This window comes from Rhizobium sp. RHZ01, assembly GCF_014851595.1.
In the GTDB taxonomy this organism is placed as follows: domain Bacteria; phylum Pseudomonadota; class Alphaproteobacteria; order Rhizobiales; family Rhizobiaceae; genus Rhizobium; species Rhizobium altiplani.
On the sequence record NZ_JACUZZ010000008.1, the window covers coordinates 151,593 to 175,992 of the forward strand.

Genomic DNA, 24,400 nt, shown 5'->3' on the forward strand with positions numbered 1-24,400 from the left:
GCCAAGTGCTGGTCTTGCTTATGGCCTAAGCATAGCAGCTTACAAGCAACCAAACCGTTTTCAATTTTGGATATTCCCCGAAGAGGTATTTCGACCTTTACCCACAACCAAATTGAGCAGCATCTCTATGATTTTGCTTTGTTATCAATATGTGATTGCGGTTGTGCGACTTTGGCACGAGTGCCCGCTTGACTCAATATCGACCTTCTGACAACTTTTTCCAGCCAAACCGTTTTCAATTTTTCCAATGTTTGGTTCTTTTGGGAGGAAGATATGAAGTTTCGTTTCACAGCGGTCGCCGTCGCGGCCGCGTTGATTGGCGTCGCACAACCGTCCTTCGCCGCAAATATCAGCATTTCCGCCAGCTCCACAGGCAAGAACCTGGAGCTCCTCCGCAAGCAGCTCGACGCCTTCGAGAAGGAGACCGGCAACAAGGTCAGCATCGTGACCATGCCGTCCTCCTCGACCGAGCAGTTCTCGCAATACCGCCTGTGGCTCGCCGCCGGCAACAAGGACGTCGACATCTATCAGACCGACGTCATCTGGGCGCCGCAGCTGGCGGATCAGTTCGTCGACCTGAAGGATGCCGCCAAGGATGTCGTCGGCGACTTCTTCCCGTCGATCATCGCTTCGCAGACCGTGAACGGTCGCCTCGTGGCGCTACCGCTCTACACCGACGCGCCGGCGCTCTACTACCGCAAGGACCTGCTCGACAAATACGGCAAGCAGCCGCCGAAGACCTGGGACGAAATGGCGGCAACCGCCAAGGAAATCCAGGAAAAGGAACGCGCCGCCGGCCAGAAAGACCTCTGGGGTTATGTTTTCCAGGGCAATGCCTACGAAGGCCTGACCTGCAACGCGCTCGAATGGGTGAAGTCGTCGGGCGGTGGCCAGATCATCGAACCGGACGGCACGATCTCCATTAACAACGAGAATGCCGCGGCAGCGCTTGACCGCGCCAAGGGATGGATCGGGACGATCTCGCCCGGCGGCGTCCTCGCCTATCAGGAAGAAGAGTCCCGCGGCGTCTGGCAGACCGGCAATGCCGTCTTCATGCGCAACTGGCCATATGCCTATTCCCTCGGCAATGGCGCAGACAGTGCCGTCAAGGGCAAGTTCGATGTAATGACGCTTCCGGTTGCCAAGCAAGGCGACTCGCCGTCATCGACGCTCGGCGGCTGGAATCTCGCAGTCTCCAAATACTCTGAGAACCAGGACGCCGCGATCGCGCTCGCCAAGTTCCTGACCTCCAAGGAGAGCCAGAAACAGCGGGCGATCGAGCTCTCCAACCTGCCGACGCTGTCGGCGCTCTATGACGACAAGGACATCGCCACGGCACAGCCGTTCATGCCGAACTGGAAACCAATCTTCCAGAACGCCGTTCCGCGTCCGTCGGCATCCGCCAAGGTCAAGTACAACGAAGTCTCCTCGAAGTTCTGGACCGCCGTTCACAACTCGCTTTCGGGCAACGGCACGTCCGCAGAAAACCTCGAGCTTCTCGAGGCCGACCTGACATCGCTGAAGGGCGAGAACTGGTAATCGAAGGCATCGGCAGCGGCGGACGTCCCGCCGCTGCCCTTCCCTGAGACGCCACCGTCAATCGCCTCAAGAAGCGGGTACCACATGACTGAAGCCGCAGTTTCCCAAAGCGTCGGATCGCGAGCGCGCGCCGTCAATACCTCGTCGGACTTGCGCGCCGAGCGCATCCGTTCCGCCTGGATATTCCTGGCCCCCACCCTGTTCATTCTTGCCGTCGTCGCCGGATGGCCCCTTTTCAGGACGATCTATTTCAGCTTCACGAACGCATCGCTCACCAACCTCAGCGGCGCCGAGTTCGTCGGCTTCAAGAACTACCTCTCCTGGATCACGCTGAAGAGCGGGCGCACGGTCTATAGCGGCCTGCTCGCCGACCCGAATTGGTGGAAGGCGGTCTGGAACACGATGAAATTCGCGTTCCTGTCGGTGACCATCGAAACCATCCTCGGCCTCATCGTCGCCCTGGTACTGAACGCGAATTTCCCTGGCCGTGGCATCGTCCGGGCCGCCATCCTCATTCCCTGGGCAATCCCGACAATCGTTTCCGCCAAGATGTGGGCCTGGATGCTCAACGACCAGTTCGGCATCCTCAACGACATCCTGCTCGGCATGGGCCTGATCAGCCAGAAGATCGCCTGGACCGCCAATCCCGAGACGGCAATGATCGCGGTGCTGATCGTCGACATCTGGAAGACGACGCCTTTCATGGCGCTTCTCATCCTCGCCGGTCTGCAGATGGTACCTGCCGATATTTACGAGGCGGCAAAGATCGACGGCATCAATCCGATCAAGGTATTCTGGCGCCTGACCCTGCCGCTGGTCCGCCCGGCCATCATGGTCGCCGTGATCTTTCGCATGCTCGACGCTCTGCGCATCTTCGACCTGATCTATGTGCTGACGCCGAACAATGCTCAGACCAAGACCATGTCCGTCATGGCGCGCGAAAACCTCTTCGACTTCGACAAGTTCGCCTATGGGGCGACGGCGTCGACCGTGCTCTTCCTTATCATCGCGACGATCACCGTGCTCTACATGTGGCTCGGTCGCGTCAAACTCGGTGGGAGCGACCGCTGATGCTGCTGACCCTGACCAAGAACACGCTCTTCTATCTGCTCGTCACCGTCATCGTCATAATCGCGGTTTTCCCGTTCTACTATGCGATCCTGACGAGCTTCAAAGCCGGCACTGCCCTTTTCGAGGTCAACTACTGGCCGACCTCGATCTCGCTCACCAACTACACGTCGGTGCTGACCACCGGCAGCTTCATCCGCAGCCTCGGAAACTCGCTGCTCGTCGCCATCCTCGTTGTCGCAGCCTCGCTGCTGCTGGCCGTCACAGCATCCTATGCGCTTGCCCGCGTCAATTTCCGCGGCCGCGCGCTGCTGATGCTGACGATCCTGTCGGTCTCGATGTTCCCGCAGATCGCCGTGCTCGCTGGCCTGTTCGAGCTGATCCGTTGGATCGGCATCTTCAACACGCCCTTCGCGCTGATCTTCTCCTATATGATCTTCACCCTGCCCTTCACGGTCTGGGTTCTGACCACCTTCATGCGCGATCTGCCGATCGAAATCGAGGAAGCGGCGATCGTCGACGGCGCCTCGCCGTGGGTCATCATCACCCAGGTTTTCATGCCGCTGATGTGGCCGGCTCTAGTCACGACCGGTCTGCTTGCCTTCATTACAGCCTGGAACGAATTCCTCTTCGCCCTAACATTCACCTCATCGGACGCTCAGCGAACGGTGCCGGTTGCCATTGCCCTGCTTTCGGGCGGCAGCCAGTTCGAAATCCCGTGGGGCAACATCATGGCAGCATCCGTCATTGTTACGGTCCCTGTCGTTGTCCTGGTCCTGATATTCCAGCGGCGCATCATTTCCGGCCTGACCGCCGGCGGCGTCAAAGGTTGAAGAAAGCACGATATGGCACAGATTCGACTCGACAATATCCGCAAGAGCTTCGGTGCGCTTGAAGTCATCAGGGGCGTCTCGCTCGATATCCGCAAGGGCGAGTTCATGGTCTTCGTCGGCCCGTCCGGCTGCGGTAAGTCCACACTGCTGCGGTTGATCTCCGGGCTGGAGGACATCACCTCGGGCACGCTTTCCTTCGATGGCGAGGCGGTCAACCGCTACGCGCCGTCGAAGCGCGGCATCGCCATGGTCTTCCAATCCTATGCGCTCTATCCGCACATGACCGTGTTCGAAAACATGGCCTTCGGAATGAAGCTCTCGGGACGCACGAAGGAAGAGTGCAAGGCTCGTGTCGAACAAGCAGCCGGCATGCTGCAGCTGTCGCCCTACCTGGAGCGTCTGCCACGCCAACTGTCGGGCGGCCAGCGCCAGCGTGTCGCGATCGGTCGCGCCATCGTCCGCGATCCCAAGGTGTTCCTGTTCGACGAGCCGCTGTCGAACCTCGACGCAGCCCTCCGCGTCGCGACGCGTTTGGAGATCGCCAAGCTTCACCGCAGCATGCACGGCACGACGATGATCTACGTCACCCACGACCAGGTCGAGGCGATGACGCTCGCCGACCGCATCTGCGTTCTGCGGGACGGCGTCGTCGAACAAGTCGGCACGCCACTCGAACTCTACGAGACGCCGAATTCTGTTTTCGTCGCCGGCTTCATCGGTTCGCCGAAGATGAACTTCCTGACCGGTGAGTTCTCGGCACCCTACAATGCCCACACCATCGGCGTTCGCGCCGAGCATATGGAAATCGTTCAGCAGGACGCCGCCTGGCGCGGCACCGTCATTCATTCCGAAATTCTCGGCTCCGACAGCTTCGTTTATCTCGACATCGGCACATCAGAGCCGCTTGTCGTGCGGGAAACGGGCGTCTCCGGCCACCAGCCCGGCCAGAAACTCGGGGTTTCCCCGATGGCTGACCGTGTTCATCGCTTCGACCAATCCGGACGCGCGCTCGAGAGGGTGTTCCTTAAAGGCGCGGCCTGACATCTACCCAAAACCACAGGATCCGCCTCGCCTCCCATCGAGGTCGATCCACCATCTGCATGAAGGAGCAAGACCTTGCCTATTCGCACCATTGTCTGGGGTGAAAACATCCACGAGACCACCAATGCCATCGTTCGGGGCATCTATCCCAAAGGCATGCACACCACCATCGCCAACGCGCTGAATACCGATCCGGCGATCCAGGCGACGACCGCCACGCTGCAGGAGCCCGAGCACGGCCTGACGGAAGCCCGCCTTGCCGAAACCGATGTCCTCACCTGGTGGGGCCACAAGGATCACGGCGCGGTCTCCGACGTTGTCGTCGAGCGCGTCGCCAAGCGCGTCTGGGAAGGCATGGGCCTTCTCGTCCTGCACTCCGGCCACTTCTCGAAGATCTTCAAGCGTCTGATGGGCACCCCCTGCGCGCTGAAGTGGCGCGAAGCCGGCGAGCGCGAGCGTCTGTGGACGATCAACCCGCGCCACCCGATCGCAGCCGGCATCGACGAAAACTTCGTTCTCGAGAACGAGGAAATGTACGGCGAGCAGTTCTCCGTGCCGGAGCCGCTGGAAACCGTCTTCATCTCCTGGTTCCAGGGCGGCGAAGTCTTCCGTTCGGGACTTACCTGGCGTCGTGGCGCCGGTAACATTTTCTACTTCCGCCCTGGCCACGAAACCTATCCGACCTATCATGATGCCAACGTTCAGAAGGTACTCATCAACGGCGTGAAATGGGCTTATAACCCACAGGGCGATCTGAAGAACATCACCGATGCCCCGAATGTTCCGGTCGAAAAGGCTCTCGAGCCGATCGTCGAACGCGGCCCGCGACTGCATCAGGCCGGCGAAGCCGGTTACCGCTGAGGAGCACACATATGCGACTACTCGTTCTTGGCACCGGCTCGATGGCCAGAAACCAGGTTGCCAACTTCCTCGCCATCGACGGCGTGGAAGTTGTCGGCGCCGTCGATACCGACCCGGCGCGCCTCACCGAATTTGCCGATCACTTCCACATCGAGAAGCGCTTCCAGACGCTCGAGGAAGCGATCGCATGGGGTGAATTCGACGCGGCCACCAACGTCACGCCTGATCGCATCCACCACGCGACGAGCCTGGCGCTGATATCAGCCGGCAAGCACGTCTTCTGCGAAAAGCCGCTGGCCGAGCATTACGACCACGCCTTGGAGATGACGGAAGCGGCAGAGGCTGCCGGCGTCATCAACATGGTCAACCTCACCTATCGCAACGTCGCTCCGCTGCAGCGGGCCCGCGAAATGGTATTGGCGGGAGAACTCGGCACCATCAGGCACGTCGAGGCCTCCTACCTGCAAAGCTGGCTGGTCTCGCGCGCCTGGGGCGACTGGCGCACGGAATCGCGCTGGCTGTGGCGCCTGTCGACCGGTCACGGCTCGAACGGCGTGCTCGGCGACGTCGGCATCCACATCCTCGACTTCGCCGCCTATGGCGCGGCGACCGATATCGACCACGTCTTTGCCCGCCTTAAGACCTTTAACAAGGCACCGGGCGGCCAGATCGGCGAGTACCTGCTGGATGCCAACGACAGCTTCACCATGTCGGTCGATTTCACCAATGGTGCACTCGGCGTCATCCATGCGACCCGCTGGGCAACCGGCCATCTCAATGAGCTGAAACTTCGCGTCTATGGCGAAAAGGGCAGCCTTGAGGTCATCCATCGCCCTGACGGTTCCGAACTGCGCGGCTGCTTCGGCGAGGATATCGAGACCGCCACCTGGCGCGACATCGAGGTCCCGGCTGTTCTGACCAACTATCAGCGCTTTGCGGAAGCCGTCAGAACCGGAAAGCAGGACGACCCGACCTTCCGCCACGCCGCTAATCTGCAGAAGGTCCTCGACCTTGCGATCGTGTCGGAGAAGGAGCGGCGGGAGCTCAATCTGCTGGAGGCCTCCGAGCAGGATAGCCCGGCAGACAAGCGGATACCGCCGCTGACCGTCGTGGTCTGACAAAGGCACCTGCGAAAAAGCCAGGCACCTTGATGCGGACATTCATACGACTGTCTCCGTCATGCCGGCCTTGAGCCGGCATCCAGCCGCACGGCGTCCGCGGTGCGAAAAGATCTTTCGCGCGCAAGGACTTGCGCGCGCTGGACCCTGGCTCATGGGCCGGGGTGACGACGGATGGGACATCCGCTTCGATACGCCACAGGAGTTGAACAATGCAGGCCCGCTAGCGCGGGCCTTCATCATTTCAAAACTACCGAAGACGATCCGCGAGCAAACTGATCGAAGCCGCATCGGCATTGGCGAAAGCCAGGCGGAGATAGTGCTCCTGCCCCTCCCCGAAATAGCTCCCAGGTAGGCAAACAACACCGGCCTCCTTCGCCAGACGCCCTGCGACAGCGGCTGAGCTGAGCTCCGCGAACGGGTGGCGGATGAACGCGAAATAGGCGCCAAGCGCACCGATCTCCCAGCCAGGCAATCCGGACATGACGGCCCGCAACGCATCCGCGCGGCGCGCAATCTCCAGGCGATTTCCCGCCCGCCAGTCCGCAAGGATCGGCATTGCCTCGGCAACGGCAACCTGCGCAGCGCGCGGCGCGCAGATCTGCATGTTGTCCATGACCTTGGTAATCTCGGCAACGACGTTAACGCCGGCGGTGATCGCTCCGAGACGATGGCCGGGAATGCAGAAGGACTTCGAGAAGCTGTAGAGCAGGATCAGCGTGTCTTCCCAGCCGGGGATGCCAAGCAACGGATGCGGGGCGCCATAGCCTTCGGGAAGGAAGTCGCGATAGGTTTCGTCGACGATCAGCCACGCCCCATGCTTGCGGCAGAGGTTAAACAGTTCCAGCAGCAATTCAGGCGGATAGACAGCGCCCGTCGGATTGTTCGGCGTGACCACCGCCAAGACCTTGGCGCCGGCCGCGAGCGCCTTTTCGGCCGGCTGCACCTCAGGCAGGAAGCCATTTTCCGTATTGCAGTCGACGAGAACGCGCTTGATGCCGAGCATCGACAGCGTCGTCTCCTGATTGAAATAGAACGGGTTGGTCAGCGCCACGGTATCGCCGGAACCGACGAGCGCGATGGCCACCGACATGAAGGCCTGGTTGCAGCCCGCAGTGATATGGATATTGGCGGCAGCAACGGACGCCCCATAGACGTCAGACATATGCCGGGCATAGGCGTCTCTCAGCACGCCCTCGCCCTCGATCGGCCCATAGCCCGTCGTCTTCGGCGAAGATGCCGCTTCGCCGAGCAGCCGCAACATTTCGGGATGGGCTGGATAACCGGGCACCGCCTGCGAGAGATCGACCAGTGGACCTTTGCCGCCCTTGTATTCGCGAGCCCAGGCGAGAACCGAGGGAATGGGTGGCGGAGACAGGCGGGAAACAAGCGGATTGGCCAAGGCAGACATGCAGATCTCTTCTCGAACGAGGTGAACCATCACTCCTGCACGGAATGGGCTTGCTCGGCAACCTGCATTCAAGAATGCCGCACAGGGATCGTCAGGAGCCGCAACAGGCCTTGAGCTTTGACAGCTTCGGCACCTCGATATGCCTGTTGGCGACGATCGAGATCACGCCGTCGGTTCTCAGCTTCGACAGCTGGCGGGAAACCGTTTCGACGGTCAGCCCCAGGAAGTCGGCAATGTCGGCCCGCGACAAAGGCAGCTCGAACCGGCGCTTTTCGCCGACAGTTTCGGGATCGAGATGGGTGGCGATCAGCAACAGGAAACTAGCAACCTTCTCGGCGGCCGTCTTGCGTCCGAGCGTTACCATCCAGTCCCGCGCTTCGTCCAGCTCACGCAGCGCCTGCGCCATCAGCCGCTCGGCCAGTGCGGGATTACTCTTGACCATGCGCTCCAGCGCGGCCTTCGGAATGCGACAGAGGTTGACGTCGGAGGCAGCCTCCACCGACACGGCATTCTCATTCGCATTGAGCCTGCCGAGAAGGTCAGGAGCGAACTGCAGGCCGACGATCTGCTGTCGTCCGTCTTCCAGCCTCTTAGTAAGCTTCACGACGCCGCGGATCACGGTGGCATAGGATTCGGCCGGCATCTTCTCGCCAGCGAGCTCGTCGCCGGATTGATAATTGACCAGGCGTGTATGCGCGGAAAGCATCAGCAGCTCCTCAGCGCTGAGCGCACCGCACACGCCCTTGTGGCGGATCTCACAGCTCATGCAACGCACTGGTATGTTTGAATTATGTATGTCTTTGCGCATCAAAATCAGCTCCGCGCAAAAGCATAGACCACGGCCATGGCGAGAGAACAGCAATTTCGTGATCGTGGTCAAAGTGTCACGATGCAGCGGCGCGCTACGCCGTTCCCCAGCGATCGGCCGGCTTCTGCTTCCTGACCCCTATCGAGGCACCAAATTGCCGCAGGCCTCACTTGCCGATTGCCCAGACAGCCGACCGGATTATAGTGATTTCAGAAATTTCTGAAATTACAGACATTACGGAGACCGATATGAATCTCCCACCACTGGTTCAATCCTTTGTTCTGCATTTCGGTGAAATGGGCTCGCGCTGGGGCATCAACCGCACGGTCGGCCAGATCTACGCCCTGCTCTACGTGTCGCCTTCACCGCTCTGTGCCGAGGAAATTGCCGATGCCCTCAGCATTTCGCGCTCGAACGTCTCGATGAGCCTGCGCGAACTGCAGACTTGGAACCTCGTCCTGCTGAAACACAAACCGGATGACCGGCGCGACTTCTTCACCACCCCGGACGACGTTTGGCAGATCCTGCGAACGCTGGCGGAAGAGCGCAAGAAACGCGAGGTCGATCCGACGCTCTCGGTGCTGCGGGAAATCCTGATGCAGCGCCCGGCAAGCGATGCCGAGCGCCATGCCCAAGAGCGCATGAGCGAGATGCACGCCCTGATCGAGCAGCTAACGCATTGGTACGAAGACGTAAAACAACTTGAAACAGAGCGGCTTGCAACGTTACTCTCCTTAGGTGCGAAAGTGACGAAGCTGCTAGAGGCCAAGGACCGAGTCGTTTCGCTCGGCCGCGGCCGCCGGCCCAATCCTGCGAACAAGAGTTAGCGCTATGGCAAGTGCTTGCTTAGACGCAAACGGAAAGCAGGCTTTCGGCAAGCCGTCGAAACCTGTGCCCAGACATGGTGGGCTACGCAAGGCAGCGGCTGTCCAGACCCTGGCATCGCTCATCTGGATCCCGCAGGCAGCGCTTCTCGCAACGGCAGTCGGCCGCATCGCGAACGGTGGCGGCTTCAACGACGTCTTGTGGCTCGCCATCTATATTGCACTGCTCGGGATAGTAAAAAGCTGCCTCGAGGCCACCGGTGGCCGTATGGCATTTCGCGCAGCGCGCGCCGAATTGTCGATGCGGCGTGAACTGGCCGTCGCAGCCCTCGCCCGACGCTCGCCGATCGACAGCAAAAGACCTAGCTCCGGCGAAGCCGCAAGCATCATCGGCGAGCAAGCCGATATGATCGTTCCCTATCTCTCGCGCTTCCAACCCGCCCGCTTCAAGGCGAGTGCAGTGCCGCTCGTCATCCTTGCCTGCGTGTTCCCCATTTCCTGGATTGCAGCTCTCATTCTCCTTTTTGCCATGCCGCTGATCCCGATCTTCATGGCATTGATCGGCTGGCGTGCGCAGGCGGTGAGTGAGAAGCAGTTGGCGGCGACTGGCGGCCTTAACGGTTTCCTCCTCGATCGCCTGCGTGGCATGGCCACGATCCGTTCGCTTCGTGCCGTCGATGCCACCGCGACGAGGCTCAGAGCCGATGCAGACTCGCTGAAGGCCCGCACCATGGCCGTTCTGAAAATCGCCTTCCTGTCGTCGGCGGTTCTCGAGCTTTTCGCTGCGCTGGGCGTCGCGCTGGTCGCCGTCTATGTCGGCTTCTCCCTGCTCGGCGAGATCCGTTTCGGTGCCTGGGCCAGTGGTTTCGACCTGACGAGCGGTCTCTTCGTGTTGCTGCTTGCACCCGCCTTCTTCGAGCCGCTGCGCGAGCTCTCGGCTGTCTGGCATGACCGTGCCGCCGGCGAAGCGGCGATCAAGGCGATCGAAGCGCTGAGCGCGGATGGACTCCAACTGCCCATCGTAAGCGATACATCCGCACCCCAAACTGCAGCTGGTGCCATCCGCCTGGAGAATATCGGCTTCCGCTACAGCGAGGGCAGCAACGCCGCCATCGATACCTTCAATTTGAGCATTCGCCCCGGCGAGCATGTTGCTTTGCTCGGCGCCAGCGGCTCCGGCAAATCGACCCTGCTCGCACTGATCGCCGGCCACGCCGCCTGTGAGACCGGCGGCGTCACCCTCGACGGACAACCAGCCAGCCCCGCCCTTCAGGCCAAGATCTCCTGGGTCGGCCAGAAGCCGCATATTTTTGCCGGCACGGTCGCCGGTAACATTTCGCTCGGCCGGCCCGGCGTCTCCATGCAGGCCGTGGCAAGAGCCCTTGATCTCGCAAAGCTCGGCCGCTTCGCCCGCAGCCACGCTCGCCGTCCGCTTGGCGATGGAGGCACGGGAGTGTCCGGCGGCGAAGCCCTGCGCATCGCCATCGCCCGCGCCGCCTGTAATGCGGAGGGCTGCATCGTACTTGCGGACGAGCCGACCGCCCATCTCGACGCCGAAACCGCACGCGACATCACCGAGAGCCTGCTCGCTCTGGCCAAGGGCCGCACCCTTGTCGTCGCAACCCATGACCCACAGCTTGCCGCACGCATGGGCCGGACGGTCGTCCTTGATCGCGAAATTGCACGGGAGGCCGCCGAGTGAGCACATCGCTTTCCAGCCTCAAGCCGATCGTTAGGCTTTTCCTGACCGCACGCCGCCGCGGTCTGCTTCTTGGGGCCGCACTTTCCGCGACCACCGTTTCCGCGGGGATTGCCCTGCTCGGCCTCTCCGGCTGGTTCATCACCGCAACCGGCATCGCCGGACTTTCGGCCGCAACGATTGCCACCTTCGACATCTTCATGCCGTCGGCCGGCATTCGCCTGCTTGCACTCGGCCGAACCGCCTCACGCTACGGCGAACGGCTGGCCACTCATGACGCAACGCTGAGCGTCCTCGCAGCTCTGCGCGAACGGCTGTTCCGTGGATGGGCCGCGCCCGGTGCCGCACGCGAGCTCGCACGCCGACCGGCCCGCCTGCTCTTCCGCCTGACGGGCGACATTGATGCACTCGATTCCCTTTACCTACGCGTGCTGGTACCCGCGGGCGTCGCTATTGTCGCAGCGTTTGCAACAAGCGTCGCGCTTGGTCTCATGGATCGGCTTTTTGGACTGGCTGCCGGCAGTGTCTTGCTCGTCGCAGGTCTCGGCATTCCGCTGTTTGCTGGACGCCGGGCAACGAAGCACGCCCGTCGACGCACCCACGGCATCGAAGCCATTCGCGCCCGCACCATCGATCTCGTTGCCGGGCAGACCGACTTGCTGATGGCCGGACGCCTCGACGCGCAGCGTACGGCGATTGCCGATGCCGACCACTACGCCGCGGCCACCGACGACCGCCTAAACCGCATCGAAGCCGGCATCACAATCGGCCTTGGTTTCACCGCCACTGCGTTGCTGACCGGTGCGCTGCTGGCAGTCGCGGCATTGGCCCATGGGGGCGCAGTCAGCCCACCAGTCGCCGTGCTTGGAATCCTGATCGCCTTCGCCGCTGTCGAGCCCTTTGGTGCCTTGCGCCGTGGGGCGATGGAACTTGGCCGTACGCTTATTGCTGCCCGCCGCATCGCGCCCCGCCTGTCGGCAGATGCTGAAGAACTACACCACAGCGCCGCGCCACTTCCCGGCTTTGCGCTTCGCCTGAGCCGCGTCAGCGCGGGACACGACACGGAAACACCCGTGCTTCACAATATCGATCTCGATCTGCAATTGGGGGAGAAGCTCGCCCTAGTTGGCACCAGCGGCGCCGGAAAATCAACACTTCTTTCCCTCCTCGCAGCCGAAATGCGCGCCAGCCAAGGAAGCGTCGAGTGCCTCGACGCCACCCTGCTGACGCAGCGAACGGAGCTTTTCCAAGATAGCCTTCGCGGCAATCTCCTGCTTGCAAGCCCCGATGCACCAGACACCGCCCTGCGCGAGGCGCTCGCCGCGGCGGGCCTCTTGCAGGATGTCGCAGCTTTGCCGCGCGGCCTCGACACGCCGCTTGGCGAAGGCGGCATGGGGCTCTCGGGTGGTCAGTCGCGCCGCCTTGCCCTCGCCCGCCTCTTCCTGCGCGACACGCCGCTCTGGCTGCTGGATGAGCCGACGGAAGGTCTCGATGGCGCCACCGCGCGCGACGTCATCCGCCGTCTGGTGGAGAAGGCGAACGGACGCTCGCTCGTCATCGCCACACATATCCGTCGCGAAGCCGCGATAGCCGATGCCATCGCGGTCATGGAGGATGGTCGCATCACAGAAGTTTCACGCCGTGGAGAGACGGCGTTCGAAAAGGCTTTGAACCGGCTGAGACCGGACTGAGTCACACGACATGGCCGCCAGGCAATCCGGTTTGGCGGAAACTCTTCATACCCCATGGGGCCGTGGGAGAAAAACAATGGAACTAGACGTCGTCGCGCTATCGCGCTTCCAATTCGCGCTGACCGCGCTTTACCACTTTTTATTCGTACCCTTGACGCTCGGACTCTCCGTGCTGCTCGCCATCATGGAGACCGTCTACGTCATGACGGGCCGCCACATCTGGCGACAGATGACGAAGTTCTGGGGCATACTCTTCGGCATCAACTTCGCGATCGGTGTCGCCACCGGCATCGTCATGGAATTCCAGTTTGGGATGAACTGGAGCTATTACAGCTACTATGTCGGCGATATCTTTGGTGCCCCGCTCGCAATCGAGGGGCTGATGGCCTTCTTCCTTGAGGCAACCTTCGTTGGCCTGTTTTTCTTCGGATGGGACAAGCTGTCGAGGGTCGGTCACCTAATGGCGACATGGTGTGTGGCACTCGGTTCCAATTTCTCGGCGCTATGGATTCTCGTCGCCAACGGCTGGATGCAGAACCCGGTCGGCTCGGCGCTCAATCCGCAGACAATGCGCATGGAAATCACCAGCTTCTTCGACGTGGTCTTCAACCCCGTCGCCCAGGCGAAGTTTGTCCATACCGTCTCGGCCGGCTATGTCTGCGCGTCGATCTTCGTTCTCGGTGTTTCGGCCTGGTACCTCCTCAAGGGCCGCCACCTCGAAATGGCGAAGCGCTCTATGACGGTTGCCGCCTCCTTCGGCCTTGCCTCGGCACTGTCGGTCGTCGTCCTCGGCGATGAAAGCGGTTACCTCGCAACCGAAAACCAGAAGATGAAGCTCGCCGCCATCGAGGCAATGTGGAAGACGGAACCGGCGCCTGCCGCCTTCACCGCCTTCGGCTTCCCCGATCAGGACGCGCGCGAGACACATTTCGCCGTTCACATTCCCTGGGTCATGGGTCTGATCGGCACACGCTCGCTGACGACGGAAATACCCGGTATCGACCAGCTGGAACGGGAGTCTGAAGGGCGTATCCGCGACGGCATCAAGGCTTACGACGCGCTGATGCAGATCCGTGCCGCCGCAACGCCGGACGCGGTTGCACCTCAACTCCGCACCTCCTTCGAGGAACTGGGGCATGAGCTTGGCTATGCCCTTCTTCTGAAGCGCTATGTCGACGATCCGCGCCAGGCGACTGATGCCCAGATCACCCAGGCCGCGCGCGACACCGTTCCGCATGTGCCGACGCTCTTCTGGTCGTTCCGCGTCATGGTCGGGCTCGGCATGTTCTTCATCGTCCTGACGGCGACCTTCTTCTGGCTGTCGGCACGGCGCCACCTGGATAAGTATCCACTGCTGCTGATGATCGCTGTCTTCGCCATCCCGCTTCCCTGGCTTGCCATTGAAGCAGGCTGGGTCGTCGCCGAGATCGGCCGCCAGCCATGGGTCATTGAAGGTGTGCTGCCGACCGCAATGGCCGTGTCGAGCCTTGGCGCAAGCACGGTTCTGCTGACGATCTGCGGCTTTGCCGCGCTCTATACAGTGCTGATCGTCGTCGAGATGACGCTGATGATCAGAGCCATCCAAAAGGGACCTGAGCCGGACAATGAGCCGGAAGCCGAGCTGATCTCCGAAACCCTCGTTCCAGCCGCGGAGTAACGATCATGATCCTGCACGAACTCATAGACTACGAAATCCTGCGCTTGATCTGGTGGCTGCTTCTCGGCGTGATCCTGATCGGCTTTGCCGCCACGGATGGCTTCGACCTTGGCGTCGGCACGTTGCTGCCCTTCGTCGCAAAGACGGATACGGAGCGCCGTATCGCCATCAACACGATCGGCCCTGTCTGGGAAGGAAACCAGGTCTGGCTGATCCTCGGCGGCGGCGCGATCTTCGCTGCCTGGCCGCCGCTTTACGCGGTCTCGTTCTCCGGCTTTTACCTCGCGATGTTCGCGATCCTCCTCGCGCTCATCCTGAGGCCGGTCGGCTTCAAATATCGCTCGAAGCGCGAGAGCGCCCGCTGGCGCAACAACTGGGACTGGGCGCTGTTCATCGGCGGTTTCGTTCCGTCGCTGATCTTCGGGGTAGCCGTCGGCAACGTGCTGCAGGGCGTACCCTTCCGCTTCGATCCGGCTGACATGCGCATCTTCTACGAGGGGTCGTTCTTCGGGTTGCTGAACCCATACGCGCTGCTTTGCGGCCTGCTTTCGGTCGCCATGCTCGTCATGCACGGTGCAGCCTGGCTGGTCCTGAAAGCCAGCGATCCGGTCGCGGAGCGTGCAAGAAGCTACGGCAGCCTGGCCGCGCTTGGCGTGATCGCCCTCTTCGCGCTCGGCGGAATCTTTTTGGCGCTTGGTGTAAACGGCTACAACATCACCAGCGAGATCGATCCGGCCGGTCCGTCGAATCCGCTCCTCAAGACGGCAGCGCATGACGGCTCGTGGCTGGCCAACTACGGCACCTATCCGTGGATGATGATTGCGCCGGTCCTGGGCTTCCTTGGAGCCGCGGCAGCCTTTGTCGCCATGCGGGCGAAGTGGGAAGTCGCAACGCTGCTTTTCAGCAAGCTCTCGATCTTCGGAATCATCTCGACCGTCGGTCTCTCGATGTTCCCGTTCATCCTGCCCTCCTCGCTCGAGCCAAACTCGAGCCTGACGGTGTGGGATGCCTCGTCGAGCCACACGACGCTATTCGTCATGCTTGTCGTGTCGCTGATTTTTCTACCGATAATCATCGCCTACACTTCCTGGGTCTACAAAGTTCTCTGGGGCAAGGTCGATGAAGGGACGGTCAACGACAAGAGCGGCCACGCTTATTAAAGGAGAAAGACGATGTGGTACTTCGCATGGATCCTCGGCTTGCCTCTGGCCGCCGCCTTCGCCGTCCTCAACGCCATGTGGTATGAACTGATGGACGACGAGGCAAAAAAGAAGAAGCAATAGCGACTTTTTTTGTCTGCCTGGCAATAGAACAGACGGGGACGCGCTCGACCGGTGCTTCCCCTTTGCTTTTTGCGCGCGCGGCCTCATCGGAATCTCGGCTGTAGTATTCTCTTAGTACCCGTTCGCTCGCCTGCCTTGCTAAGCTCCTCCCGTTGGTTTTGGGAGGAAACAGATGCCAGCTTCGAAGATTCTGATGATTACCGGCGACTTCACCGAGGACTATGAAACGATGGTCCCATTCCAGACGCTGCTCGCCTGCGGCTATACGGTTCACGCTACGTGCCCCGGCAAGAATGCCGGCGAGACAGTCGCGACCGCTATCCATGATTTCGAAGGCGATCAGACCTATTCCGAGAAGCGCGGTCACAACTTCGCGCTCAACGCAACCTTCTCCAGTATTCGCGCTGAAGATTACGACGCGCTCGTGATCCCTGGCGGTCGCGCGCCCGAGTATCTGCGCCTCAACCCTGATGTCATCAAAGCCGTCCGGCACTTCTTCGAGGCCGGCAAGCCTGTAGCGGCGATCTGCCACGGCGCTCAGCTCCTTGCCGCAGCCGGTGTCCTCAAGGGCCGCACCTGCTCGGCCTATCCCGCTTGCCGCCCGGAAGTCGAACTCGCCGGCGGCATTTACGCGGATATCGCCATCAGCGACGCGGTCTCGGACAGCAACCTCGTCACCGCACCGGCATGGCCGGCACATCCCTCCTGGTTACGGCAATTCATGGCTGTGCTGGACGCATCGGCGCTGCTACAAACGGACGCCGCCTGAGGAGACGGAGGGAGAGACGAGATGTGCGAGCTGTTCATCAAGGCGGACGCGAAGCTCTGGGAGAGCACGACTCGATCGTTGCGGATTGATGGCATGGTGACAAGCGTTCGACTGGAAAACTTCTTCTGGTCGAAACTGGAAGAGATCGCCAGGCGAGACCGCATGAACGTTACGCAGCTGATTACCAGGTTGCATCACGAATCCATCGATGCCGGCCACGATCTCGGGAACTTCACGTCTTTCCTGAGGGTGTGCTGCGCGCGTTACCTCGATCTCCAGCTGACAGGAGATATCCCGGCGGATGTCAACCAATCGATTGCCGGGCTGAATGCTCCGGCAATCCTCGTTCGCGAGCGGGAGAAATATCACTGAGCCCGAAAGGGTTCAGTAGCTCGCCTCGACGAAAATCCGCGCTATAGCCTCGACACCGGCCTGATCTTCAGCGTCGAAGCGGGACGCAGTCGGGCTGTCGAGGTCGATGACACCGAGGATCTTGCCGTTGTGATGGAGCGGCACGACGAGTTCCGAACGGGACGCAGCATCGCAGGCGATATGCCCGGGAAATGCATGCACGTCCTCCACGAGGATCGAAGTCCCCTTCTCCACAGCCGACCCGCAAACTCCCCGGCCAACGGCAATGCGGACACATGCCGCCTTACCCTGGAACGGCCCGAGGACCAGCTCGCTGTCCGACTTCAGGAAGTAAAAGCCAGCCCAATTCAGATCCGGCATCATTTCGAACATGAGAGCCGAGGTGTTCGCGGCGTTGGCGATCGTATCGCTTTCTCCGTGCAGCAAGCCCTTCAGTTGCTGGCTGAGCTCCCCGTAAAAATCGGCCTTGCTGGCGGAATTAATGGTCGCAGGTTGAAACATGTCCGTGTCGCTTCTGTTTTTGTGGTGAGCGTCGATATAGTGACACGCATGCCGATTGCCAAACGCAATCGTGATGGCCGGGACGGAGCACTGTGTCACTAGATGGTGATAGTTATCGCCAGCCACCTTGTCGGTCGATGATCCGACTCTATCTAGTTCCCTATCACGACCTATTGCGGTCGTGACCCAAGTCGGCCGGCAGCTGCGGTTTGCGCACACGGCGATATCGGGCGATGGTCAGGTAACGCGCCTGCCGCCCCTCATTGTTAGGGCATTCCGACGAGCGGAGCAGCTATGTCGACCAGAGCTGCGCACGAAGTCATGAAACCGCTTCGGCTGGGCAGATAGATCCATTGATTTCAAGCAGAGGTAAGAACGATGACACCGGAAGACAGACGGGCGGTCTTTAGCCACCGCCAGATAGCGGCAATCATTGAAGGTATCATGCAGGAAGATGGCACCGAACTCCCGATCACGGGAAAATCACTTGGCGAGGCGATCCTTTTCGTATCGGAGGAAGCGGCAACCAGCGCGTCCAGCGCCCATGTCATTTACGGCGAGAACGGCTCGCTTAGCTATACCGATTGCCTGAGCGTTTACCGCGACTATGGCGTGGCCCTTCGCCAGACCCCAAATTAAAAGCAGGACGCTGGGCCTTCACGCCCAGCGTTCCTCCCAGAGCAAAAGGATGCAGTCGAGATGGCCAAGCGGAGTGCAGGCCTGCTGATCTACCGCCTCCGCGATGGTAGCTACGAGGTCCTCCTGGTTCATCCCGGAGGCCCCTACTGGGCTAAGAAGGACATCGGCGCGTGGTCGATCCCCAAGGGCCTCGTGGAAGAGGACGAAGATGAGCTTGATGCCGCAAGACGTGAAACCCGCGAGGAGTTGGGCGTAGACGTCGAAGGCAGTTTTCACCATCTCGGGGAATACAAACAACCCGGTGGCAAGATTGTCGTCGCCTGGGCCATCGAGGCCGACACCGATCTCAAAGCCATTGCCAGCAATCACTTTCAGATGGAGTGGCCGCCGCGCTCCGGCGTGATGGCGGAATTTCCCGAAGTCGACCGAGCCGAATGGTTCACACTACCGGATGCGGAGCAAAAGATCCTGAAAGGGCAGCAACCGCTGCTCGCGGATTTCCTTCGACGGCGGTTGCAGAGCCCGCTGGAGGTATATGCGACCTGAAGGCCGGTGAGAGCCTGGGCTTGCGATTGCGCATGGCAGCTATTCGCAATCGGCAATCGCTTTGCCGCCAGCTGTCCGTAAAAGTTGGAAGACTCTCCTCCCGGACGAATCTGATTCATGACAGCCCTCTCTTCAGCAACGCGCGGTGTTCTCATCGCGTTTGGCGCCTATGCCGTGTTCGCGTTCAGTGACGCATCGATCAAGATCCTGCATGGCGGCGTACCCGCCTATCAGATCGCCTTCATCGGCGCGCTGTTCGGTTGCGCCGCGCTCCCCTTCATCAAAGGCAGGGACGATTCCTGGCTCGATATCGTCCGGAGCACGAACCGTACTCTGTGGCTGATGAGATTCTTTTGCGGCGCGATAGGAGCAATAGCTTCGATCATTACATTCACAAAGCTCCCGATGGCCGAGGCTTTCTGTCTGCTGTTTCTTCTGCCGTCCTTCGTAACTATTCTGTCAGTCATCTTTCTCGGCGAAGATGTGCGCTGGCAGCGCTGGGCGGCCGTGGTCGTCGGTTTCATCGGCGTTCTGATCGTGCTGCGTCCGGGTTTTCGCGAGTTGTCCGCTGGTCACCTTGCGGCGGCAATCGGCGGCCTGGTTGCGGCAATCTCGATCGTCATCATGCGAAAGATGGGGCCCGCCGAAAAGCGCCTGTCGCTGTACGGTGCAGCGCTGCTTGGCACACTTGCCGTCAGCGGCATATTGATGCTCTCGGAGATGGTCGTTCCAACTCCGCGCCAATGGCTGTTCATTGCAAGCTACGGCCTGCTCGGTGGGGCGGGCAACGTCATGCTGATGACCGCGGCCCGGCTAGCGCCGGCCAATCTCGTTGCCCCTCCGCAGTATAGCCAGATGCTTTGGGCCATCGCGTTCGGATATTTGATCTTCGACGACGCCATCGACCTTGCTATGGCTGCCGGCATCGTTCTCATCATCTGCTCGGGCTTGCTGACGCTGGCTCGTGAAAAGAAACGCGGCACGCCGCTGCCGCGGGCGGTCGTTTCCGCTGACAATCAGGCGTCGCTTGCGACCTCAACCGACGAGACCGGCGACATTGAGCAACCGGCTCAAACGGCTTCGCACGCGATTCCTCAAGCCTAAAAAGAAACCGCCCTTGCCGAAGTCGAAAGACGTTTGCGAAGGCGGTTTTCTATTTTCTCAGGGTCTGGCGATCGTCGCCGTCAGCGGCGCAGGACCGGGCAGCCGCGGGCGTTGGCGAAGCTGATTTCGTCCGCGCCGCGGCGCGTCCAGCCCTCGACGATCACACGGCGAGGCGTGACGTCGACCACACGTGCACGACGGAAGCCGTAGTCACGTGCGATGTCTTCTGCCAGCCGCGGGTCACAGCCGCGGCCACGCGGCGGCGGGCGGTTATAGTCGGGCGGTGGCGGGCGGTAGTAACCCGGAGGCGGTGGCGGGCGGCCACTACCAATATAGACGTCTACCTGGGCGGAAGCCGGCGCAGTCACCCCGGCAACCGTGCCGACAACGAGCAACGTCGCAAGGCCGGCCTTGGCCAGAAATTGCATCATCGAAATTCTCCCTCGGGTACGGCAAAGGCCTTCCCCATTCGCTACACTCTTGCCGGCAAGGTCAGGTCCAACCCTTCCGGATTTGCGCATTCATATGCGATTCGCACAGAGCAGGCCGAAAATGGCGCGGGCAAGGCAAGCCGAGGGCGCCATTGTGGACGAAGTCATTTAGCGGCGGATCACGGGGCAACCGCGAACGTTGGCGAAGACCATCTGGTCCCAGCCGCGATGGTCGCGGCCCGAAACGACGACACGGCGCGGCGTAACGTTGGTGACGCGCGCTGAGCGCAGACCCGACCAACGTGCCTTCTGAACCGCCTGCACGGGCGAGCAGGCATGCATTGGACGGTGCTGAACATGGACTGGTGGACGTCCCCATTCCGAAGCCGAGGCATTCGGCGTAGCGAACGGAATCGAGGCCAATGCGATAAGAGCGGCAAAGGAAGCCTTGGTGATGAAATGGGTCATGATACGACTCTCTAAATGGTTGCTTACATCTCCCGTACGGGATTGTGCAGACCATAACCCTATGAAAATGAATGATCTTCGAACTGGCCGTTCAGTTCAGGTTCAGCCGCCGAGATGCAGCACGATCTCGCGCCGATGCGGCCTGTCGCGGTGTTCGAACAGGTAGATTCCTTGCCATGTGCCGAGTGCGAGCCGACCGCCGATAACCGGAACGCCGATGGAAACCTGCGTCAACGCGGCTTTGATATGCGCGGGCATATCGTCGGGACCCTCCGTCGTATGGACAATCCAACGCATCGAAGGATCGGAACTGGGTGGCACCAATCGACGGAAGAATCCGTCGAGGTCGGTGCGAACATCCGGGTCGGCGTTTTCCTGGATGAGCAGCGAGCATGAGGTGTGGCGCACGAAAACCGTCAGCAGCCCTTCGGCCGCGCCAGTGGCGCGAACGAAAGATGCTGCTTCTGCTGTAAACTCGTAAAATCCTTGCCCCCTGGTGGAAATGCTGATGATCTTCTGGGGCATGAACGATGTTCCACTTGCATATCTCTTGCGAGACGAGACGTTCGGCTGACCTTATGTCAGTACCGCATTTCCTCCGAACTCTCAAAGCTGCAGGAAGGGAACGAATCCACCGAAAATCATCCGTTTGCCATCGAAGATGGACTTCCACGCGTCGCCTTGAAGGCGCGGGTCTGCCATCACCTTCTTCATGATGTCGTCCCGGTCCTGGCGTGAGCTATAGACGATCCAGGAAAAGATCACGACTTCATCATCTGCCGCCTGGACCGCACGGGGAAACGAGGTCAGTTCCCCATATGGCACATCATCGGCGATGCATTCGACATATTCCTTGGCCCCATAGGACTTCCAGACTGCGCCGGTGGTGGCGGAAAAGGCCTTGTACGCCTCGATGTTCTTCTGCGGCACAGCCACGACGAACCCATCGACATAGGACATGTTTTTCTCCCTTAGCGTTGTTGCGCGTCCAAGGACGAACGGAGGCGGCTTGGACCGACATCCCTCTTCAACTTAAGATTAGGCAGGATCGGCGATAGGCAAGAGAATTGCCGCCGGGAATAATTTCGAGCCGACTGTCGACAGCTTCTCTAGGGCGCGGCGAATGGCGAAGATCGGCGTCGCTGCGCTCGGGCGCGGGCTAAGCGCCGGACAACTCGATAAGCCGCTGCGCCTGCATGTCGGCCTCCTGGCACTGCGTGGTGACGCGCAGCGTTCGGAACTGTTCCACGAGAAAGTCGACGAGCGCCCGAACCGCAGTCGGCAGTCCTCGAGAGGCCGTAAAGACGAGATAGATCGTGGCCTGCGACATCCGGTAATCCGGCAGAAGGCGGACCAACCGGCCGTCGCGTATCCCCTCGGCGCAGATGTGGTCGGGCAAAAGCCCTACCCCGACCCCGGCATAGATAGCCTCTAGAATCGCCGACACGCTGCGGCAACTCATGCGTGGCTTGTGCTGGTGCCGGTATCGAGTGCCATCCGGTCCGGTGAATTCCCAGACATCCAAATCCTGCCACTCCGTCATCGGCCCGGCAAACGATACCGTTGGTGCATCGGCAAGACATTCGACGCCTTCGATCGACGGCAGCGAGCTCGCAACCTTCTGGTTGGCCACAAGGATCAAATCCACCTTGCTGAGCACTCGCATCGTCAGTTCAGAATCGGTCTCCTCGGTCAATTGCGCCCGAACTGCAAGATCAAGGCGCTCATCGATGATGTCGACTCGCCGATCCGTGGTGAGTATCTGCAGCTGCACCTTGGGGTATCTATTGAGAAACTCCGGGATCATGGTGCCAAGAGAGCCGTCCAGCAATCCGTGCGGCACGCTTATGCGGATTTGCCCCTGTGGCTCGCCGGTTGCATCGTTGATCGCCTTGGCGGCGCGATCGGCTTCGCGCAGCATGTTTTCGCAGTGATTGTAGAAGGCGCGTCCGATTTCCGTCACCCGGAACCGGTTGACCGTTCGCTCGAGCAGCCTGACACCAAGCCGCGTCTCCAGCGCAGTGATGTGCCGGCTGAGCTTTGATTTCGGCATGTTCAGCACCCGCCCGGCGGCGGAAAAGCCGTTGTGACGAACAACTGCGGCAAAATAGACGAAATCGTTCAGATCCTGGAAAACACCCTCTGCATTGAGCATGGGGCACCCCTTTCAGTAAGCACGACAGGCCGGCGGCCCGTTATCGCTTACCTGTCCCGGCAGATGATGCCAACCGCCACGAACAAGATTTCGTTCCAAATTTGGAACACTGCGTTCCAATCAGCGCCCTTCAGTTCGACCGGCGGCGGGACTATCTGCGGGGAGATTTCCTTTGGCGCCATTGCAATGATGGCGCCAGACGCGCTCCCACGAGCCTCCGAAAACAGCACCGGCCACCGCGATGCCCCGCAGAGTTGCGGCGCAAGGTGTCTTTGCGCCTAAGTGATTGATATTGTTACATAAAAACCACACAAAGAGCCAAACGGCTGTCTCAACGAGGGATTTTCATACCGGGAGAATTGATAGATTTAATCAAGGATGAAATTAAGGCTTCGGCGGTTCGCTGATCCGCCAGCCGAAAGGCAGACTATCGGAACCGCCCCGTCTCCCACGGTGGCAGTTCACTCGAAAAGGAAATGGATTTTCAAATGAACATACGGATGGCTTTGCTGACCTCCGCCGCAGCATTTGCTGCTGCGTCCACGCCGGTCTTTGCTGCTGACGCAATCGTCGCAGCTGAACCCGAGCCAGTTGAATACGTCCGCGTCTGCGACGCGTACGGCACGGGCTACTTCTACATCCCGGGCACCGAAACCTGCCTCAAGGTCAGCGGTTACCTGCGTTTTGAAGTCTATGGCGGCCCGGATCAGAAGGGCACCTCGGACTGGAACGCCCGTACGCGCGCTCAGGTTCAGTTCACCGCCAAGAGCGACACCGAGTATGGTCCGCTCACCGGCGTTATCGTTCTCCGTAACAACGGCGACAACGCTTCGACCAACTCGACCCTGGACTCGGCATATATCGACATCGCCGGCTTCCGCGCTGGTCTGTTCTACAGCTGGTGGGATGACGACCTTTCCGGCGAGCCGGACGTTCTCTCCAGCTTTGAAACCCTGCACAACTCCATTCGCTATCAGTATGAAAACGGCGATTTCTACGCCGGCATCAGCGTAGACGAACTGGAAGACGGCTACTTCAAGGACGGTGAAAACCCGAACAACGTTGGCGTCGCCCTCGGCGTTGGCGGCAAGGCTGGCGTAGTCAGCTACCAGCTCATCGGCGGCTACGACACCGACAACGAAGAAGGCGCTGTTCGAGGCATGATCTTCGCTGATATCGGCCCTGGCACCCTCGGCCTGGCAGGTGTCTATGCATCTGGTCCGAACTCCTACTACTCTCAGTCGGAATGGACTGTTGCGGCAGAATACGCGATCAAGGCGACCGACAAGTGGACCATCACCCCGATGGCCCAGTACTTCGGCAACTACGTTCCCGATCTCGACACCTTCCACGGCAACTCGTTCGACGGCCTCGGCGATGCCTGGAAGGTCGGCATCACGGTCGACTACCAGATCGTCGACAATCTCTATGCCAAGGCAACCGTCGACTACACCGATCCGGACGACGCTGACGAAGTAACGAAGGGCTTCTTCCGCCTGCAGCGCGCGTTCTAATCAAACTCCCCGGCGCCCTGGATCAACCTAGGGCGCCGCCTGGTACTGCGTTTTCTGATCCGATTGAC

General features: G+C 60.6%; 26 protein-coding genes. 18 read left to right on the top strand and 8 right to left on the bottom strand.

Annotated features, from left to right (window positions below; all coding sequences use genetic code 11):
- Positions 1-273: 273 nt before the first annotated feature.
- The 6 genes from IB248_RS11310 to IB248_RS11335 all read left to right on the top strand — a co-directional run bounded on the left by IB248_RS11310 (position 274) and on the right by IB248_RS11335 (position 6,460).
- On the top strand, positions 274-1,539 hold the full coding sequence (locus tag IB248_RS11310) for an ABC transporter substrate-binding protein (RefSeq protein ID WP_169681501.1): 1,266 nt from the start codon (positions 274-276) through the stop codon (positions 1,537-1,539).
- Positions 1,540-1,623: 84 nt separating this feature from the next.
- Positions 1,624-2,610: a sugar ABC transporter permease gene (locus IB248_RS11315; protein ID WP_018857147.1), complete on the top strand. Its 987-nt coding sequence runs from the start codon at positions 1,624-1,626 to the stop codon at positions 2,608-2,610.
- A complete protein-coding gene (locus tag IB248_RS11320; RefSeq protein ID WP_018116605.1) occupies positions 2,610-3,440 on the top strand; it encodes a carbohydrate ABC transporter permease in 831 nt (276 codons plus the stop codon). Before IB248_RS11315 ends, IB248_RS11320 begins: the two co-directional genes overlap by 1 nt.
- Positions 3,441-3,452: 12 nt before the next feature.
- Positions 3,453-4,481 (top strand): ABC transporter ATP-binding protein, encoded by a 1,029-nt coding sequence (locus IB248_RS11325; RefSeq protein WP_113471559.1) that lies wholly within the window; start codon positions 3,453-3,455, stop codon positions 4,479-4,481.
- Positions 4,482-4,556: 75 nt separating this feature from the next.
- Positions 4,557-5,342 carry a ThuA domain-containing protein gene (locus tag IB248_RS11330; protein ID WP_169681503.1) on the top strand — a complete coding sequence of 262 codons (786 nt, stop codon included), beginning with the start codon at positions 4,557-4,559 and terminating at the stop codon, positions 5,340-5,342.
- Between the two features lie 11 nt (positions 5,343-5,353).
- On the top strand, positions 5,354-6,460 hold the full coding sequence (locus IB248_RS11335; protein WP_018857150.1) for a Gfo/Idh/MocA family oxidoreductase: 1,107 nt from the start codon (positions 5,354-5,356) through the stop codon (positions 6,458-6,460).
- A gap of 250 nt (positions 6,461-6,710) precedes the next feature.
- Here the strand turns inward: IB248_RS11335 and IB248_RS11340 are convergent, their stop codons facing one another.
- Both IB248_RS11340 and IB248_RS11345 read right to left on the bottom strand, forming a co-directional pair.
- A complete protein-coding gene (locus IB248_RS11340) occupies positions 6,711-7,871 on the bottom strand; it encodes an aminotransferase (protein WP_169681505.1) in 1,161 nt (386 codons plus the stop codon).
- Positions 7,872-7,962: 91 nt separating this feature from the next.
- Positions 7,963-8,610 carry a Crp/Fnr family transcriptional regulator gene (locus tag IB248_RS11345; RefSeq protein ID WP_112645367.1) on the bottom strand — a complete coding sequence of 216 codons (648 nt, stop codon included), beginning with the start codon at positions 8,608-8,610 and terminating at the stop codon, positions 7,963-7,965.
- A 317-nt stretch (positions 8,611-8,927) separates the two neighbouring features.
- Here IB248_RS11345 and IB248_RS11350 point away from each other — a divergent pair, with 317 nt between their 5' ends.
- From IB248_RS11350 to IB248_RS11385, 8 genes are all read left to right on the top strand, one after another.
- A complete protein-coding gene (locus tag IB248_RS11350; protein ID WP_018857153.1) occupies positions 8,928-9,506 on the top strand; it encodes a GbsR/MarR family transcriptional regulator in 579 nt (192 codons plus the stop codon).
- Positions 9,507-9,510: 4 nt separating this feature from the next.
- Complete coding sequence (cydD, locus tag IB248_RS11355; RefSeq protein ID WP_169681507.1) at positions 9,511-11,205, top strand: thiol reductant ABC exporter subunit CydD; 1,695 nt, start codon at positions 9,511-9,513, stop codon at positions 11,203-11,205.
- Positions 11,202-12,893 (top strand): thiol reductant ABC exporter subunit CydC, encoded by a 1,692-nt coding sequence (cydC, locus tag IB248_RS11360; protein WP_169681509.1) that lies wholly within the window; start codon positions 11,202-11,204, stop codon positions 12,891-12,893. Before cydD ends, cydC begins: the two co-directional genes overlap by 4 nt.
- A gap of 76 nt (positions 12,894-12,969) precedes the next feature.
- Positions 12,970-14,550 carry a cytochrome ubiquinol oxidase subunit I gene (locus tag IB248_RS11365; protein WP_169681511.1) on the top strand — a complete coding sequence of 527 codons (1,581 nt, stop codon included), beginning with the start codon at positions 12,970-12,972 and terminating at the stop codon, positions 14,548-14,550.
- A 5-nt stretch (positions 14,551-14,555) separates the two neighbouring features.
- The gene (gene cydB / locus IB248_RS11370; RefSeq protein WP_169681513.1) at positions 14,556-15,710 is read left to right on the top strand and encodes a cytochrome d ubiquinol oxidase subunit II; all 1,155 of its coding nucleotides are present in this window, start codon (positions 14,556-14,558) and stop codon (positions 15,708-15,710) included.
- A gap of 12 nt (positions 15,711-15,722) precedes the next feature.
- Positions 15,723-15,833, top strand: a complete 111-nt coding sequence (cydX, locus tag IB248_RS11375; protein WP_018857158.1) for a cytochrome bd-I oxidase subunit CydX — start codon at positions 15,723-15,725, stop codon at positions 15,831-15,833.
- 172 nt (positions 15,834-16,005) lie between these two features.
- Positions 16,006-16,602 (top strand): DJ-1/PfpI family protein, encoded by a 597-nt coding sequence (locus IB248_RS11380; RefSeq protein WP_018857159.1) that lies wholly within the window; start codon positions 16,006-16,008, stop codon positions 16,600-16,602.
- 21 nt (positions 16,603-16,623) lie between these two features.
- Entirely contained in the window at positions 16,624-16,974 is a 351-nt protein-coding gene (locus IB248_RS11385; protein ID WP_169681515.1) for a ribbon-helix-helix domain-containing protein, read from the top strand.
- Positions 16,975-16,986: 12 nt separating this feature from the next.
- On the opposite strand, the gene IB248_RS11390 is transcribed toward IB248_RS11385, so the two are convergent.
- Positions 16,987-17,475 (bottom strand): GAF domain-containing protein, encoded by a 489-nt coding sequence (locus tag IB248_RS11390; protein WP_169681517.1) that lies wholly within the window; start codon positions 17,473-17,475, stop codon positions 16,987-16,989.
- Between the two features lie 378 nt (positions 17,476-17,853).
- Between IB248_RS11390 and IB248_RS11395 the strand changes: the two genes are divergently transcribed.
- The 3 genes from IB248_RS11395 (at position 17,854) to IB248_RS11405 (ending at position 19,764) form a co-directional block, all read left to right on the top strand.
- Positions 17,854-18,114 carry a hypothetical protein gene (locus IB248_RS11395; RefSeq protein WP_018116204.1) on the top strand — a complete coding sequence of 87 codons (261 nt, stop codon included), beginning with the start codon at positions 17,854-17,856 and terminating at the stop codon, positions 18,112-18,114.
- A 60-nt stretch (positions 18,115-18,174) separates the two neighbouring features.
- Positions 18,175-18,660: an NUDIX domain-containing protein gene (locus IB248_RS11400; protein ID WP_018857163.1), complete on the top strand. Its 486-nt coding sequence runs from the start codon at positions 18,175-18,177 to the stop codon at positions 18,658-18,660.
- A gap of 117 nt (positions 18,661-18,777) precedes the next feature.
- The gene (locus tag IB248_RS11405; protein ID WP_112666962.1) at positions 18,778-19,764 is read left to right on the top strand and encodes a DMT family transporter; all 987 of its coding nucleotides are present in this window, start codon (positions 18,778-18,780) and stop codon (positions 19,762-19,764) included.
- An 80-nt stretch (positions 19,765-19,844) separates the two neighbouring features.
- Here the strand turns inward: IB248_RS11405 and IB248_RS11410 are convergent, their stop codons facing one another.
- The 5 genes from IB248_RS11410 to IB248_RS11430 form a co-directional block, all read right to left on the bottom strand.
- Complete coding sequence (locus IB248_RS11410) at positions 19,845-20,195, bottom strand: hypothetical protein (RefSeq protein ID WP_018116228.1); 351 nt, start codon at positions 20,193-20,195, stop codon at positions 19,845-19,847.
- A 168-nt stretch (positions 20,196-20,363) separates the two neighbouring features.
- Positions 20,364-20,663, bottom strand: a complete 300-nt coding sequence (locus IB248_RS11415) for a hypothetical protein (RefSeq protein ID WP_018857165.1) — start codon at positions 20,661-20,663, stop codon at positions 20,364-20,366.
- Between the two features lie 102 nt (positions 20,664-20,765).
- Positions 20,766-21,188, bottom strand: a complete 423-nt coding sequence (locus IB248_RS11420) for a secondary thiamine-phosphate synthase enzyme YjbQ (RefSeq protein WP_018116230.1) — start codon at positions 21,186-21,188, stop codon at positions 20,766-20,768.
- Positions 21,189-21,269: 81 nt separating this feature from the next.
- Positions 21,270-21,623: a DUF1428 family protein gene (locus tag IB248_RS11425; RefSeq protein WP_018857167.1), complete on the bottom strand. Its 354-nt coding sequence runs from the start codon at positions 21,621-21,623 to the stop codon at positions 21,270-21,272.
- Between the two features lie 199 nt (positions 21,624-21,822).
- Positions 21,823-22,818, bottom strand: coding sequence for a LysR substrate-binding domain-containing protein (locus tag IB248_RS11430; protein WP_018857168.1), 996 nt, complete (start codon positions 22,816-22,818; stop codon positions 21,823-21,825).
- 488 nt (positions 22,819-23,306) lie between these two features.
- Here IB248_RS11430 and IB248_RS11435 point away from each other — a divergent pair, with 488 nt between their 5' ends.
- Positions 23,307-24,332 (top strand): porin, encoded by a 1,026-nt coding sequence (locus tag IB248_RS11435; protein WP_025659304.1) that lies wholly within the window; start codon positions 23,307-23,309, stop codon positions 24,330-24,332.
- Positions 24,333-24,400 lie beyond the last annotated feature (68 nt).